Consider the following 14,740-nt stretch of genomic DNA (forward strand, 5'->3'; position numbering starts at 1 on the left):
TTCTCCTCCCCCTCGTTGTTTTCGTCAGCCGGCGGCGTTCATCCGGTCGTCCAGCGCCGCGATCTCGTCCGCGCTCATCCTAAGGCCGCGCTTGGTGCGGCGAAAGACGATATCCTCCGCAGTTTTCGCAAATTCCTTCTCCATCAGCCAGCGCACCTCCGCCTCGTAAAGCCCGGCGCCGAAATGCCGGCCGAGATCGGCGGGCGTTTTTGCGTTGCCGAGCAAATCCCAGCACTCGCTGCCATAGCTGCGGATCAGGCGAAGTGCTGCGGCATGGTCGAGAAAGGGGTAATCGCGCGCGAGCCTGTCGGGCATGGCCGCCGTTTCGGCCACCGGAAAGTCGCCGCCGGGCAGTGTCGATGTCGCCGTCCAGTCGCCGCCAGCCTGTGGAAAATAATGGGACAGCTTGTGGATAACGGCTTCGGCGAGCTTGCGATGGGTGGTGATCTTGCCGCCGAAGACGCTCAAGAGCGGCGCGCCTTCCTTGCGCAGCGACAGCACGTAATCCCGCGTCGCGGCGGTCGCCGACGACGCGCCATCGTCATAAAGCGGGCGGACGCCGGAATAGGTCCAGACGATATCGTCGGTCGTCACCGGCCTTTCGAAATATTCCGAGGCGAAGCGGCAAAGATAGTCCGCCTCCTCGGGCGTGCATTTCGCGTCGCGCGCCGGGCCGTGATGGTCCTGGTCGGTGGTGCCGATGAGCGTGAAATCCTGCTCATAGGGAATGGCGAAGATGATCCGGCCGTCCGAGCCCTGGAAAAAGTAGCATCGATCATGGTCGTAAAGCTTGCGGGTGACGATATGGCTGCCGCGCACCAGCCGGACCTTCTCCCTCGTGTCGATGCCGATCGCGCCCTTCAGGAGATCGGCGACCCAGGGCCCGCCGGCATTCACCAGCGCGCGGGCATGGATGGGCGGCAGCGGGCCTTCCGCGTTTTCCAGCGAGACCTTCCACAGCGTCTTGCCGTCCTCACCTGTCACCTGCTCGGCGCCGGTCACCCGCGTCCGGGTCATGATGTTCGCGCCGCGCTTCGCGGCATCGCGCGCCATCAGCGATACCAACCGGGCATCCTGCACCCAGCAGTCGGAATATTCGAATGCGCGCCGATATTCGCTTTTGAGCGGTTTGCCGGCCTTATCTCGGGAAAGATCGAGCGCCTTGGTGGCGGGCAGGATCTTGCGACCGCCCAGATGGTCGTAGAGAAACAGGCCGAGCCGCACCAGCCACCACGGGCGCAGGCCCTTGTGGTGCGGCAGCACGAAGCGCATCGGCCAGGAAATATGAGGCATTGCCTTCAGCAGTACCTCGCGCTCGATCAGCGCCTCGCGGACCAGCCGGAACTCATAATATTCGAGATAGCGGAGCCCGCCGTGGAAGAGCTTGGTCGAGGCCGAGGAGGTGGCCGAGGCAAGGTCGTGCATCTCGGCGAGCGCGACGGTCAGGCCGCGGCCCGCGGCATCACGCGCCACGCCGACGCCGTTGACGCCGCCGCCGATAACGAAAATGTCGACAGGTTCCGACATGCGCGCTCCCGCTGTTGAACGCGGCAAGCATGCGCGGATACATTCGTTTTGTCAAAGAAAATGTTCGTAAATATTCGTTTTGCTGTTCTGCGAACTTATTCCGCTGCCTCGCTGCTCGTCTCCGGCTTCAGCCGCCTGTGGCCGGAAACCGCCGAGCCGCTGTCGGCATCAAGCCGCAACAGCGGAATGATCGCGGCCAGCGAAATGAAGGAGACGACCAGGAAGGCGATATGGAAGTGCTGGACCGTCAGTCCTTCGCCGGTGATCCAGGCCGTGACTTCGAGGATGGTGGCGGCAAAGGCGACGCCGAGCGCGAGGCTGACCTGCTGGAACATCGAGGTCGAGGCGGTGGCCTGGCTTGCTTGCGCCTGCTCGATATCGGCATAGCCGAGCGCGTTGACGCCGGTGAAGAAGAACGAGCGGCAGAGCCCGGTGGCAAACAGCAGCGTGACGATGATGATGTAGGGCGTCGTCGCCTCGAAGAAGGCGAAGCTCATCGTCAACAGCGAGGCGCCGAGTGCTGCAACCATCAGCACGGTGCGGAAACCGTAGGCGGCAAAGACGCGCGGCGCTACGAATTTCATCACCAGCGCGCCGACCGCGCCGACAAAAGTGATCATGCCGGACTGGAACGGGTTGAGCCCGAAACCGAGCTGCAGCATCAGCGGCATCAGAAACGGAAACGCGCCGGTCGCCATCCGGAAGAAGGCCGAGGCGCCAACCGCCGCGCGATAGGTCGGCGTCTGGAACAGTTTCAGGTTCAAGAGCGGATTGGCCCTGCGCCTTGCGTGCCTGAGGTAGAGCAGCGCCGCGGCAATGCCGATGCCGGTGGTGACGATGCCGGTTGCCGGCGGCAGGGCCGGAAGCGAGATTACCGACATGCCGAAGACGATGCCGGAAGCCGCGGTCGCCACCAGGAAGAACCCCATCCAGTCAAGGTTCGACGTCGGCTCGTCCTTGATCGCCGGCAGGAAGATGGCAGACATGATGAGGCCGACAATGCCGATCGGCACATTGATCAGGAAGATCCAGTGCCAGGAGAAATAGGTGGTGATGAAACCGCCGACCGGCGGCCCCGCCATCGGCCCGACCAGCGCCGGGATCGTCAACAGCGCCATGGCGCGCACCAGTTCGGAGCGGTCGGTGGTGCGCAGGATCACGAGACGACCCACCGGCGTCATCATCGCCCCGCCCATGCCCTGCAGAAAGCGCGCGCCGACGAATTCCAGCAGATTGCCGGAGACGGCGCAGGCCACCGAGCCCAGCAGGAACACGAGGATCGCGGAGCGGAACACACGGGCGGCGCCGAACCGGTCGGCCATCCAGCCGGAGACCGGAATGAAGATCGCCAGCGCCACCATATAGGTCGTCAGCGCCAGTTTCAGCGTGATCGGCCCGACATTGAGATCGGCGGCGATCGCCGGCAGCGCCGTGGATATCACCGTTGAATCCATGTTTTCCATGAACAGGGCAACAGCCATGATGAGCGGAACGACGGGATTCATAGACGGGACTTCTCTGTCAAAAACATGCGAAAGGCATACTTATTAGACCCCACCGTCCGAAACGCCAAACGATAATCACGCGGCGTTTCACGCAAAAGTGAGACCCGAGCGCGGCCGAAATGGGCTCATTGTCTTGAAACCGTGGTTTTCTCCCCAAAGTCAGTGTTTTCATTTCAAGGAGGACGATGATGGCAGAAGATAATGGCATTCACCGCCGCCGCCTGATGGCGACAGCCGGCATTACCGCACTTGCCGCGCCCTTTATCGCCAGAGGCGGCAGCGCGATTGCCGCCGACGGAGAGACGATGGAAACGTCGCGGGGTCCCCGGACCGACAGCTTCAACCTCGGCGATTTCAAGCTGGTCGTGGTCGAGGACGGCACCCGCGTGATGGAAAATCCGGGCGATACCTTCGGCACGGGGCAGGATCCTGCAACCGTCGCGGCACTCCTGGAAGAAAACTTCCTGCCTGAGGACAAGATGGTGAACGGCTTCGCGCCGGTGCTGGTCGATACCGGCGAGCAGGTGATCCTGTTCGACACCGGCATGGGCCCGGCCGGTCGCTCCTGGGGCGCGGGACAGCTTATGGCGGGCCTGAAGGCCAATGGCTATCAGCCCGGCGATATCGATGTTGTGGTGATCACCCACATGCATGGCGACCACATCAACGGGCTTATGGAAGAGGGCGGCCCGGCCTTTCCCAATGCCAGCTATGTGTTCGGCGACAAGGAATATGCCTTCTGGAGCGATGAGGGCCGCGTCGGCACGCCGGCGGAAGGCGGGCATGAAAGCGTCAAGAAACTGATCGTCCCGTTTGCCGAGCAGGCGCGGTTCATCACGGGCGGCGATGAGGTGGCGCCCGGCATCACCGCCATGGAGGCCTTCGGCCATACGCCGGGCCACATGATCTTCATGCTCGAATCGGGCGGTCGGCAATTACTGCTCACCGCCGACACCGCCAATCACTACGTGCTTTCGCTGCAGCGCCCGGACTGGCAGGTGCGCTTCGACATGGACAAGGAGATGGCGGCGGCGACTCGTCGCCAAGTCTTCGACATGGTCGCGGCGGAGAAAATCCCGTTCCTCGGCTATCACATGCCGTTCCCCTCGGTCGGCTATGTCGAGAAGACCGGTGAGGGCTATGTCTTCATGCCCAAAACCTACCAGTTCGCGCTTTGAGACCTCAATAGCGCCACGGCTTTTCTGGAAAACCCTGCAATCCGCAGTCATGGCTGCGGATTGCTATTTCCAAGCCGTCATCTTCGTGTTACGAGCACTCGCCAACTTCCAGGATTATCTTGCAAGGGACCGGACGGGGAAATCCTTCCGGGCCATTTCGTATTTTGAAAAGGAAATTGGCCATGGCGCAAATCATTCAGGCCGCGACCGGCATGCAGGCGCTCACCTTCGACGATGTGCTGCTACAGCCGGGTCATTCCGAGGTCATGCCGGGCGAGGTCGATGTTTCGACCACGATCGCCCAGGACATTCACCTCAACCTGCCGATCCTCTCTTCCGCCATGGATACCGTGACCGAGGCCCGGCTTGCCATCGCCATGGCGCAGGCCGGCGGCATCGGCGTCATCCACCGCAACCTTTCGCCCCATGAACAGGCCGAGCAGGTTCGCCAGGTCAAGAAGTTCGAAAGCGGCATGGTCGTCAATCCGGTGACGATCGGTCCCGACGCCACGCTCGCCGAAGCGCTGGCGCTGATGAAGGCCCACAAGATTTCCGGTATTCCGGTGGTCGAGCAGGGCACCAGCGACGGCCACACATCGGGCCGGCTTGTCGGCATACTCACCAATCGCGACGTCCGCTTCGCCTCCAATCCCGAACAGCGCATCTATGAGCTGATGACGCGCGAAAACCTGATCACCGTGCGCGAGACGGTCGAGCAGCAGGAGGCCAAGCGCCTGCTGCATCACCACCGCATCGAGAAACTGCTGGTGGTCGACGATCGCGGCCATTGCGTCGGCCTGATCACCGTGAAGGACATCGAGAAATCGCAGCTCAACCCCAATGCCTCCAAGGATGCGCAGGGCCGGCTGCGCGCCGCCGCCGCGATCTCGGTCGGCGATGACGGCTATCAGCGCGCCGAAATGCTGGTCGATGCCGGCGTCGACCTGATCGTCATCGACACCGCCCACGGCCATTCGCAGAAGGTTCTGGATGCGGTCGGCCGGGTGAAGACGCTGTCGAACTCGGTGCGCATCATGGCCGGCAATGTCGCGACGTCGGACGGTACCAAGGCGCTGATCGATGTCGGCGCGGATGCCGTCAAGGTCGGCATCGGGCCGGGCTCGATCTGCACCACCCGTATCGTCGCCGGCGTCGGCGTGCCGCAGCTGGCGGCCGTCATGGCCGCCGCCGAGGCCGCGCGCGATGCCGGCATTCCGGTGATCGCCGATGGCGGCATCAAGTTTTCGGGCGATATGGCAAAGGCGATCGCCGCCGGCGCGGATGCCGTCATGGTCGGCTCGCTGCTCGCCGGTACCGATGAAAGCCCGGGCGAGGTGTTCCTTTACCAGGGCCGCTCGTTCAAGGCCTATCGCGGCATGGGTTCCGTCGGCGCCATGGCGCGCGGCTCCGCCGACCGCTATTTCCAGGCCGAGGTGCGCGACACGCTGAAGCTGGTGCCCGAAGGCATCGAGGGCCAGGTGCCCTACAAGGGCCCCGCCGGCGCGGTGCTGCACCAGCTCGGCGGGGGCTTACGCGCCGCCATGGGCTATGTCGGCGGCAAGACCATCCCCGACTTCCAGGAAAAGGCGACCTTCGTCCAGATTTCCAACGCGGGGCTGCGCGAGAGCCACGCCCACGACGTGACGATCACCCGCGAAAGCCCGAACTATCCGGGTGCAACGTAATGGGGTGCTCGATGAAATAGGGGCTAACGACTTCGTCGTAGCATCGCGCATTCGGCTGTATTGTCCGATTCTAAGACCGCTTTTTACCGCATTTCCTCAAATACGGTAATCAGCTTTTGCGCAGGGTCCTGCTTGCACGCTGCAATGAGCTTCTGTGACCATTCCAGCGTATTAGCGGGGGCTATGGTGTCCGGAAACACGCCAGCCTGCACATAAACAGTCATCACATGGACCAAGGGGTCATCGGCAAGTCGAAAGCCCGAGCTTTTGGCTTTTATGCTTTCGATCAGCCGTTGAGTGAAGTCCTGACAGTCGAAAGTTTCAATATCGATCTCGGGAAGCGGGGTCATACCCCAATTTTTCTGATCGAGATCAAGGCCGAGAGAAACAGCGGCCGTTCCAACTGCCTGCTCCAGCGGGGTATCTTCACGCCTTTCTGCGCAAATACGAGCAATCTCGGTCAGGAGCTGAGGTCGCACGCGCTTTCTATAGACGGGGTCCAGATCCTCGAAAACCGGGTCGGTGAGCTGTTCGAGACGCTCCTGCCAGGAAAGCTGCTCATTGTTTTCAGAAGGGCTTTCATTCAGCGCGTTTGAAAATTTCTCACTATAGAGGCTTCTTAGCTGGCCACATGTTGCCGTTGTCTGTGTGCTTGCAAATCCCAATTCAGGTGCGGTCATGAAGCATAATAGAAGAGAAATACGTAGGAATATTTTCATAAAATTAGCCTCTTAGTCTTCTTCCCAACGGCATGCGTCGCCGATCTCGGTGATCGCATCCTCAAGCCCGCTCAGGTCGAACTGAGCGGTGATTGCTTCGCCCATCACGCCGGTAAACCGGACGGACAGATAGTCATGTCCGACCAGCGGTTCGAGGAAAGCCCTGGTCCTGTCTTCCCCGTAAAGCATAAGGGAGAGCCTGTTGAGCTGGTACATTTCAGTTGACTGGACCGCTTCGTCATCAACGCGGTAGTCCAGTTCCTGAAAATTGTCCGTTTTCGCCGGAAGGCCGCAATTGGTATAAAGCACCGTCGTGGTTTCGTCGCCGGCGCAGCCGAACGAAAGAGAGGCAAACCGCCCGGCGCTGCCTTCGCATCTCAGTTCTTCCACAGAGATTGTGGTCGTCACGACGCTTTCCTTACCGGTTAAATCGGATAAGGCGCGCGAAGTCTCCCAGCTGCGCCGTTCGTGGCCAACGGGCAATGGCAAAGCCTCAAGCCCATCTTCCGGCTCTTTGCACCACGTGTTTTTCAATTCCAGTATTTTCGAGGGCGCGCCGGCGAGTTGTTCGGCTATTTTGTTGACCTCGATCTCTGCGTCGGAGGGCGGCGTCAAACCATCTTCTTTTGCTGCAGCAAGCGCCCGATACAGATAGCCGGGCGTCATGGTGAGCCGCATATAGGCTTCGTCCATCGCCTTTTCGCAATCGGCTGAATTTTCCTGGCTGGCAAAGGCGACGAAAGGCAGTAAGGGCAAAACGATATAGAGCAGGCGCACAGGTTTCTAATGTCCCCCGACAGAGAAAGCTTTCAACGAAAGCTTGATTCTTGAGGACGATATTTCCTACCTAAGGTTGCTTTGTCAACCGTTGTTGCCGATCAACTCTGGCTCTGCGACTGGCTCTGGCCGGCCACGCTGAGCTTTACCTCGAGGGTTTCGCGGCCGCCGCCGATGGTCATGCCGGAGACGGGGGCGGCGTCGCGATAGTCGAGGCCGGTGGCGACGCGGACATAGCGTTCGTCCGGGCAGACCTTGTTGGCGGCGTCGAAGCCGACCCAGCCGAGGCCCTCCAGATAGCATTCCGCCCAGGCGTGGCTCGCCGTCTGGTTGGGGCCTTCCTCCATATAGAGATAGCCGGAGACATAGCGCGCCGGCACCTTCATGGCGCGCGCCGCGGCGATCACGATATGGGCGTAGTCCTGGCAGACGCCCTCCTTGTTTTCCAGAGACTCGGCGGCGGTGGTCGCAGTCGAGGTGGAGCCGGGCTTGAAGGTCATCGACTTGTGCAGGATCGCCATTAGATCGTGGAGCCGGGCGAGATCGGAATCGCCTTCCAGACGCGCGACGAGCGCCTTGATCGGCTCTTCCGCCATCGTCAGCGGCGTCGGCCGCAGGAACAGCCAGAGCGGAATATCGGGTGAGGCGGGGCCGAAAATGCCGTCGGTATCGCGGGTTTCGACCACGCCTGCCGCCGTCAGCCGCACGGTCTTGTGATCGCCTTCCACCGAGACGAGGCGGACATGGTTTTCATACTGGTCGATATAGGCGACCTCGCTCTTGGCGCCCTCGATCGACACCGTCCAGTCCTTGACGGTCTGGCTCGCGGCGCTCACCGGCGTCAGCCGCAGCCGCTGCAGCGAGAACTGAACCGGCTCGTCGTAACTGTACTCAGTCACATGGCTGATGTTCAAAAGCATAGTTTCCTGTCCCTTTTCACGCTTCTGCGTCAGACGTAGAAGCGATACCCCTCGCTGATTTGCTGGCTGACGATATTGTTGCGGCTGACGAAATCCTCCAGGAATTCATGCAGGCCGTTATCCATGATCGTCTTGATCTTCTGCGTTCTCAGCGTGTTGCGGATCGCATGCGCGGTTTCGTGCGCCTGCACCCTGGCGCCGTAATCCGCCGCCAGATAATCGAGGTTGAGCACGATCTTCTCGTAGCAATAGGCAAGCGAGCGCGGAAGCTGGACGTCAAGGATCAGGAACTCGGCGATCTGGCTCGGCTTGTACTCGCCGTTATGCACCCAGCCATAGGCGCGGTGGGCGGAGACCGATCGCAGGATCGATTCCCACTGCAGATTGTCGAGCGAGGTGCCGACATGGTGCACCGAGGGCAAAAGCACGTAATATTTCACGTCCAGAATGCGGCTGGTGTTGTCGGCGCGCTCGATGAAGGTGCCGATATGGGCGAAATTGTAGATCTCGTTCCTCAACATGGAGCCATGGAAGGCCCCGCGGATCAGCGCGGTCCGGTGCTTGATCACATCGATCGCCTTGGGCAGATCGGCGGGCTTGACCTTGGCGCCCAGCAGGGCGCGGGTGTCGATCCAGCACTCGTTGGTCGCTTCCCAGGTTTCCCGGGTCAGCGCGGTGCGCACCATGCGGGCGTTCTGGCGACCGGAATCGATGCAGGAGACGACGCTGGAGGGATTGCGGCGGTCGCGCAGCAGAAAGTCGATGGCGTTATCGGCCGTCAGCTTGTCGTAGACCTCGAAATAGGCCTCCTGAACGCCGGCGCTCTGCAGGATGCCGTCCCAGTCGTCGGCGCCCTTGGAGCGGGTCAGCGACACCCGCTGGCCGGCATCGATCAGGCGGGCCATGTTTTCCGCGCGCTCGATATAGCGAAACATCCAGTAGAGGCCGTTTGCGGTTTTTCCGAGCATCATCAGTCCTCCAGCACCCAGGTGTCCTTGGTTCCGCCGCCCTGGCTGGAATTGACCACCAGCGAGCCTTCCTTCAGCGCCACGCGCGTCAGCCCGCCGGGCATGATGCGGACGCGATCGGAAACCAGGACATAGGGGCGAAGGTCGACATGGCGCGGTGCGATGCCCTTCTTGACGAGGATCGGCACGGTCGACAGCGACAGCGTCGGCTGGGCGATGTAGTTCCCCGGCCGGGCGCGCAGCTTGGCGGTGAAATCCTCAAGCTCCTTCCTGCTCGCCGTCGGGCCGACCAGCATGCCGTAGCCGCCCGAACCATGGACCTCCTTGACCACGAGGTCGGCGATGTTGTCGAGCACATAGGCGAGGCTTTCCGGCTCCGAACAGCGCCATGTCGGCACGTTTTCCAGAAGCGGTTTCTGGCCGGTGTAGAATTCGACGATCTCCGGCATGTAGGAATAGATCGCCTTGTCATCGGCAATGCCGGTGCCCGGCGCGTTGGCGATGGTGATGTTGCCGGCGCGATAGACGTCCATGATGCCGGGAATGCCGAGCGCGGAATCCGGGCGGAAGGTCAGCGGATCGAGGAAGTCGTCATCGACGCGGCGGTAGATCACGTCGATCGCCTGGTAGCCGCGCGTGGTGCGCATCTGCACCTTGCCGTCGATGACCCGCAGGTCGGATCCCTCGACCAGTTCCACGCCCATCATGTCGGCGAGGAAGGAGTGTTCGTAATAGGCGGAATTGTAGATGCCGGGCGTCAGAACCGCCACGCGCGGGCGGGTGCCGGTAAAGCCGGGCGGCGCCAGCGTTGCAAGGCTCTGGCGCAGAAGCTGTGGGTAGTCCTCCACCCGGCGCACCCGGTTCTTGTAGAACAGTTCGGGAAACATCTGCATCATGGTTTCCCGGTTCTCCAGCATGTAGGAGACGCCGGATGGCGTGCGGGCGTTGTCCTCCAGCACGTAGAACTGGTCCTCGCCGGTGCGCACAATATCGGTGCCGACAATGTGGGTATAGACCCCGCCGGGGGGCTCGAAGCCGATCATCTGCGGCAGGAAGGCGTCATTCTCCTCGATCAGCCGGCGCGGCAGGCGACCGGCCTTGATGATCTCCTGCTTGTGGTAGATGTCCTTCAGGAAGGCGTTGAGCGCGATCACCCGCTGCTCGATTCCGGCGGCGAGCTTGCGCCATTCGCGCCCGGCGATGATGCGCGGCACGATATCGAAGGGGATCAGCTTTTCCGAACTGTCGGCATGGCCGTAAACGGCAAAGGTGATGCCCGTCTTGCGGAAGATATTCTCGGCATCTCGGGATTTTGCGATCAATGATGCAGGATTTTGCTGGCTGTACCAGTCGTAATAATCCTGGTAGGGCGCGCGCGGCTGGTTGTCCGCGATCATCATTTCATCGAATGCCAAAGCGTTCATCCCCCGATTGTTATTCTTACATATCAATACAACATCGTCAGCAATGCAAGGACCATGCCTTGCCGCGCGACAACCATTTTTAAAGTGCTCCCTGACAGAAACGCGCCGAAAAACAGGCAGTTCCGCAATACTTCGCCGATTTAGTGTGCAACGCCCGCCCGCCATCGGCGCTTTCCGCGCAAAACAAAACCCGCCGGCGATGCGGCGGGTCGGTAGAAGGAGGGTGCTTGCCTCTGTTTTCCATCTCCGAACACCTGTCAGGGATGTCTCCGGGCTTTACACCTGACCCGGGGGTCCAGGCAACGTTCTCCGTGTGGCCTGGATGCTCGGATCAAGTCCGAGCATGACCCATGAGAGGGAAGGTTGCGATTATCGCCGACAGCGCGGCGAGTTTTGCAACGTCTTTCTCACGCGCTCTGGCGACGGTCGCCCTGGCGGTTGCGCGGGCGGCGGTTCTTGGCCGGGCGGTTGCGGTTGGCGCCCTCGCGGGGCGCGCCGTCACGAGGGCCACCATTGCGGGCTTCGCCCTGGCGCTGGCCGCCATTGGCGGAAGGACGGGCCCGGCGGGCGGGTTTTCCGTTTCCGGCGCCGCCGCGACCACGGCCATTGCCGCGCGCCGGGCGCTCGGCCATCGCATGGGGTTCGCCGCTCGCCACGGTGATCTCGATGCCGGTCAGCTTCTGGATATCGCGCAGCAGCGCCGATTCCTCGGGCGTGCAGAACGCGATCGCCTTGCCTTCCTTGCCGGCGCGCGCGGTGCGGCCGATACGGTGGACATAGGCGTCGGCCACTTCCGGCAGATCGTAGTTGTAGACATGGGTGACGCCGGGCACATCGATGCCGCGGGCGGCGACGTCGGTTGCGACCAGAACGTTGATTTCACCGGTCTTGAACGCCTTGAGCGCGCGCTCACGCTGTCCCTGGCTCTTGTTGCCGTGGATCGAGGCGGTGGCGAAGCCGCGGCTGTCGAGATGCTTCATCAGCTTCTCGGCGCCGTGCTTGGTGCGCAGGAACACGATCGCGCGGCCATCCGGATTGTTGGTGAGTTCCTGGCGGAGAAGCTCGACCTTGTCGTTCTTGCCGGCGACGAAGTGCACGGCCTGCTCGACACGGTCGGCGGTCTTGCCGGGAGGCGTCACTTCAACGCGTTCCGGATTGGTCAGGAAGCGCTTAGAAAGCTCGGCAATCGATTTCGGCATGGTGGCCGAAAACAGCATGGTCTGGCGCTCGTCCGGCACCAGCGACGAAATCTTCTTCAGGTCGTGGATGAAGCCGAGGTCGAGCATCTGGTCGGCCTCGTCCAGCACCAGGTAGCGCACGGCGGAAAGGTTGAGCGCCCTGCGGTCGAGTAGGTCGAGCAGCCGGCCGGGGGTGGCCACAAGAATGTCGGTGCCGCCTGCAAGCTGCTGCTGCTGGCGGTTGATCGATGCGCCGCCGACCACGATGTTGACCTTGAGCGGCGTCTTGCGGGCGAAGATGCGCAGGTTTTCCGCGATCTGGTTCACCAGTTCGCGCGTCGGGGCGAGGATCAGCGTCTTGACGGTCTTCGACGCGGGCTTGCCGCCGTTGGCGAGCAGCATGTCGATGATCGGCAGGCCGAAAGCGGCCGTCTTGCCGGTGCCTGTCTGGGCAAGGCCCATCACGTCGCGGCCTTCGAGCACCAGCGGTATCGCCTTCGCCTGGATCGGCGTCGGGGTTTCATAACCCTCCGCGGCAACACGGGCGACGAGCTGGGCGGAAAGTCCAAGTGTATTAAATTCAGTCAATTCAAAAGCGCCTTTCAAGGCATGCCGAAAGCCCTCCGCGCATTGCGACCAAACGCAAATGCCGGTGGTTTCGGTTTCAAGCGCCCCGCGTGAAGTGGGAACTTATCGGTGGAAAATGCCTTCCGCGCGCCGGCTGGAAGTGCCGGACTTTTCTCATGCGCTTGACCCGGACTTGACGCGACCGTCTCGGTCATCTGCGCCAGGCATGCTCACGCGGCATGCGAACAGGTGGAAAGCTGAGCACTACATGATGCCCGGGCCGGCAAAAGTCAAGCATGATCCTTGGCATTACCGCCCGGCCGGGCGAGAACCCGCCAGCATTTCGCGCTTTCCGGCAAAGCCGGGGCGGCGTTCGACGGTGAAGCCGGCCGCCTGAAGGTTGCGGCGCACGAAGCCGGCGGCGGCATAGGTGCCGAACGTGCCGCCGGGCGCGGTATGGTCGAAGACGGCGCGCATCAGGTCTTGCGACCACATATCGGGGTTGCGGGAAGGGGCGAAGCCGTCGAGATACCAGGCGTCGTACCGGTCGGGCAGGGCGGTCAACGCCTTCAGGGCGTCGGCGCAGATGACGGTGAGGCGGGTCTGCGGGTCGGCGTCGATGGTGATGACGCCTTCGGCGCGCTCCGGCCAATGGGCGGTCAGGGCTGCGCGCTCCGCCGCGATCTCCGGCCAGTGTGACAGGATGCGGTCGATATCGGCCTTTCCCAGCGGAAACAGCTCGAACGCGGTGAAGGAAAGATGCCCGTCCGGCGGCCGGAGCGTCTTCCAGCGCCGGAAGGTCTCGCAGAAATTCAGCCCCGTGCCGAAGCCGAGCTCGCCGATCCTGAAAGGCCCGCCCGCCTGCCAGCGTTCGCCGAGCCGGTTGGCGTCGATGAACACATGGCCGCATTCGGCCCGCCCGTCCGCCTTGGAGAAATAGTGGTCCTGAAACGCCTCCGAAAAGGGCCGGTCGCCGTCATCCCATGTTATCGCCATCTATGAGCCTGTTGCATCCGTTCGCCGTTTGTGGTCCATCGCCGGAATGAATGACGCGCCAGCCCCCTCAGGTCAAATGCCATCCGCCGACCTCGCCATCATCGGCGGCGGCATCATGGGGCTGTGGGCGGCCTATCACGCCGAAAAGGCCGGCATCGATACGCTGCTGATCGACAGCGGCGGACCGGCTGCGAGCAATGGCCTGCTTGGCGCGCTGATGGCCTATATGCCGGATCAGTGGGACGAGAAGAAGCAGTTCCAGTTCGAGGCGCTTGCGGCACTCGAGGGCCATATCCGCGCGCTGGAGGCCGAGACCGGGGTTTCGACCGGCTATCGCCGGGCCGGCCGGGTGATGCCGCTTTATGCCGAACGCCAGGTCGAGACCGCGCTCTCACGCGCCGAGGCAGCCGCCGTGAACTGGCGCGACGGCACGCGACGCTTCGCGTGGTCCGTGGTGGATCGTCCGCCGCTCGATCGCTGGCCGGCCGTCGATGCCGCGGCGCTTGCCTATGTCCACGAAAATTTTGCCGCCCATGCTTTTCCGCGCGGCGTGGTCGCGGCGCTTCGGGCCTTTCTTGAAAACGCCCGGCATGTGCGCCGCCTGACGGCGACGGTGACGGAAATCGACGCGGCGGCGAACAATCTCCATCTGGCCGATGGCGGACGGGTCGGCTTCGGGCGCATCATCGTTTCGGCAGGCATCGGCGCCTTTCCGCTGCTTCAGCCGTTCTTCGCGCCGGCCGGCAAACCGCTCGGCCGCCCGGTCAAGGGACAGGCGGCACTCTTTGCCGCAGACTGCGACCCCGCGTGGCCGATCGTCTTCGATGACGGGCTTTACGTGATCGCCCATGAAGGCGGTCGTGTCGCCGTCGGCTCGACCACGGAGGATGCGTTCGAGGATGCGGCGACGACCGACCATCGCCTCGACGCCCTGATCGCGGCCGCGCGCAAGGCCGTGCCGCTGCTGCGGGACGCGCCGGTGGTCGAACGCTGGGCGGGCCTGCGTCCACGCGGCATCCACCGCGAACCGATGATCGGCGCGATCGATGCCGCGCCGCGCGTGATTGCGCTCGGCGGCGGCTTCAAGACCAGCTTCGGCATCGCCCATCGCCTGGCGGATCACGCGGTGCGGCTTGCCACAGGCCAGCCGGTTGCGCCGCTGCCCGATATCTACGATCTTTCAATTTACCGCCGACGTGCCCACGGCGAAAAGCGATAGAGCCATTCCGCTTTTCTCTGAAATGCAAAATGGCTCTATCTGTTTGTCTTCGGCCGTGCCCGGATGGAAAGCGATTA

General features: G+C 62.6%; 12 protein-coding genes. 3 read left to right on the forward strand and 9 right to left on the reverse strand.

The window, feature by feature from the left end; all coding sequences use genetic code 11:
• Positions 1-24: 24 nt before the first annotated feature.
• Together glpD and Mame_RS05485 are read right to left on the reverse strand one after the other, a co-directional pair.
• Positions 25-1,527 carry a glycerol-3-phosphate dehydrogenase gene (glpD, locus tag Mame_RS05480; protein ID WP_018066131.1) on the reverse strand — a complete coding sequence of 501 codons (1,503 nt, stop codon included), beginning with the start codon at positions 1,525-1,527 and terminating at the stop codon, positions 25-27.
• A gap of 95 nt (positions 1,528-1,622) precedes the next feature.
• A complete protein-coding gene (locus Mame_RS05485) occupies positions 1,623-3,032 on the reverse strand; it encodes an MFS transporter (protein ID WP_018066130.1) in 1,410 nt (469 codons plus the stop codon).
• 188 nt (positions 3,033-3,220) lie between these two features.
• Between Mame_RS05485 and Mame_RS05490 the strand changes: the two genes are divergently transcribed.
• Together Mame_RS05490 and guaB are read left to right on the forward strand one after the other, a co-directional pair.
• Positions 3,221-4,210, forward strand: coding sequence for an MBL fold metallo-hydrolase (locus tag Mame_RS05490; RefSeq protein WP_018066129.1), 990 nt, complete (start codon positions 3,221-3,223; stop codon positions 4,208-4,210).
• A 182-nt stretch (positions 4,211-4,392) separates the two neighbouring features.
• On the forward strand, positions 4,393-5,895 hold the full coding sequence (guaB, locus tag Mame_RS05495; RefSeq protein ID WP_018066128.1) for an IMP dehydrogenase: 1,503 nt from the start codon (positions 4,393-4,395) through the stop codon (positions 5,893-5,895).
• An 83-nt stretch (positions 5,896-5,978) separates the two neighbouring features.
• On the opposite strand, the gene Mame_RS26525 is transcribed toward guaB, so the two are convergent.
• From Mame_RS26525 to mnmC2, 7 genes are all read right to left on the reverse strand, one after another.
• On the reverse strand, positions 5,979-6,614 hold the full coding sequence (locus tag Mame_RS26525) for a hypothetical protein (RefSeq protein ID WP_155122028.1): 636 nt from the start codon (positions 6,612-6,614) through the stop codon (positions 5,979-5,981).
• 12 nt (positions 6,615-6,626) lie between these two features.
• Positions 6,627-7,391 (reverse strand): hypothetical protein, encoded by a 765-nt coding sequence (locus Mame_RS05505; protein ID WP_018066126.1) that lies wholly within the window; start codon positions 7,389-7,391, stop codon positions 6,627-6,629.
• A 101-nt stretch (positions 7,392-7,492) separates the two neighbouring features.
• On the reverse strand, positions 7,493-8,311 hold the full coding sequence (locus Mame_RS05510; protein ID WP_018066125.1) for a transglutaminase family protein: 819 nt from the start codon (positions 8,309-8,311) through the stop codon (positions 7,493-7,495).
• Between the two features lie 29 nt (positions 8,312-8,340).
• The gene (locus Mame_RS05515) at positions 8,341-9,279 is read right to left on the reverse strand and encodes an alpha-E domain-containing protein (RefSeq protein WP_026173698.1); all 939 of its coding nucleotides are present in this window, start codon (positions 9,277-9,279) and stop codon (positions 8,341-8,343) included.
• A 2-nt stretch (positions 9,280-9,281) separates the two neighbouring features.
• Positions 9,282-10,703, reverse strand: a complete 1,422-nt coding sequence (locus tag Mame_RS05520; RefSeq protein WP_079920701.1) for a circularly permuted type 2 ATP-grasp protein — start codon at positions 10,701-10,703, stop codon at positions 9,282-9,284.
• A 407-nt stretch (positions 10,704-11,110) separates the two neighbouring features.
• Positions 11,111-12,469, reverse strand: a complete 1,359-nt coding sequence (locus Mame_RS05525; RefSeq protein ID WP_018066122.1) for a DEAD/DEAH box helicase — start codon at positions 12,467-12,469, stop codon at positions 11,111-11,113.
• Between the two features lie 288 nt (positions 12,470-12,757).
• On the reverse strand, positions 12,758-13,444 hold the full coding sequence (gene mnmC2 / locus Mame_RS05530) for a tRNA (5-methylaminomethyl-2-thiouridine)(34)-methyltransferase MnmC2 (RefSeq protein ID WP_018066121.1): 687 nt from the start codon (positions 13,442-13,444) through the stop codon (positions 12,758-12,760).
• Positions 13,445-13,520: 76 nt separating this feature from the next.
• Here mnmC2 and Mame_RS05535 point away from each other — a divergent pair, with 76 nt between their 5' ends.
• A complete protein-coding gene (locus Mame_RS05535) occupies positions 13,521-14,663 on the forward strand; it encodes an NAD(P)/FAD-dependent oxidoreductase (protein WP_018066120.1) in 1,143 nt (380 codons plus the stop codon).
• Positions 14,664-14,740: the final 77 nt, after the last annotated feature.

This window comes from Martelella mediterranea DSM 17316, from assembly GCF_002043005.1.
Lineage (GTDB): Bacteria > Pseudomonadota > Alphaproteobacteria > Rhizobiales > Rhizobiaceae > Martelella > Martelella mediterranea.

Coding starts and splice junctions, on each gene's coding strand:
- guaB (WP_018066128.1), top strand. CDS start 4,393: ATGGCGCAAATCATTCAGGCCGCGACCGGCATGCAGGCGCTCACCTTC.
- mnmC2 (WP_018066121.1), bottom strand. CDS start 13,444: ATGGCGATAACATGGGATGACGGCGACCGGCCCTTTTCGGAGGCGTTT.
- Mame_RS05535 (WP_018066120.1), top strand. CDS start 13,521: ATGCCATCCGCCGACCTCGCCATCATCGGCGGCGGCATCATGGGGCTG.
- Mame_RS05485 (WP_018066130.1), bottom strand. CDS start 3,032: ATGAATCCCGTCGTTCCGCTCATCATGGCTGTTGCCCTGTTCATGGAA.
- Mame_RS26525 (WP_155122028.1), bottom strand. CDS start 6,614: ATGAAAATATTCCTACGTATTTCTCTTCTATTATGCTTCATGACCGCA.
- Mame_RS05490 (WP_018066129.1), top strand. CDS start 3,221: ATGGCAGAAGATAATGGCATTCACCGCCGCCGCCTGATGGCGACAGCC.
- Mame_RS05520 (WP_079920701.1), bottom strand. CDS start 10,703: ATGAACGCTTTGGCATTCGATGAAATGATGATCGCGGACAACCAGCCG.
- Mame_RS05510 (WP_018066125.1), bottom strand. CDS start 8,311: ATGCTTTTGAACATCAGCCATGTGACTGAGTACAGTTACGACGAGCCG.
- Mame_RS05515 (WP_026173698.1), bottom strand. CDS start 9,279: ATGCTCGGAAAAACCGCAAACGGCCTCTACTGGATGTTTCGCTATATC.
- glpD (WP_018066131.1), bottom strand. CDS start 1,527: ATGTCGGAACCTGTCGACATTTTCGTTATCGGCGGCGGCGTCAACGGC.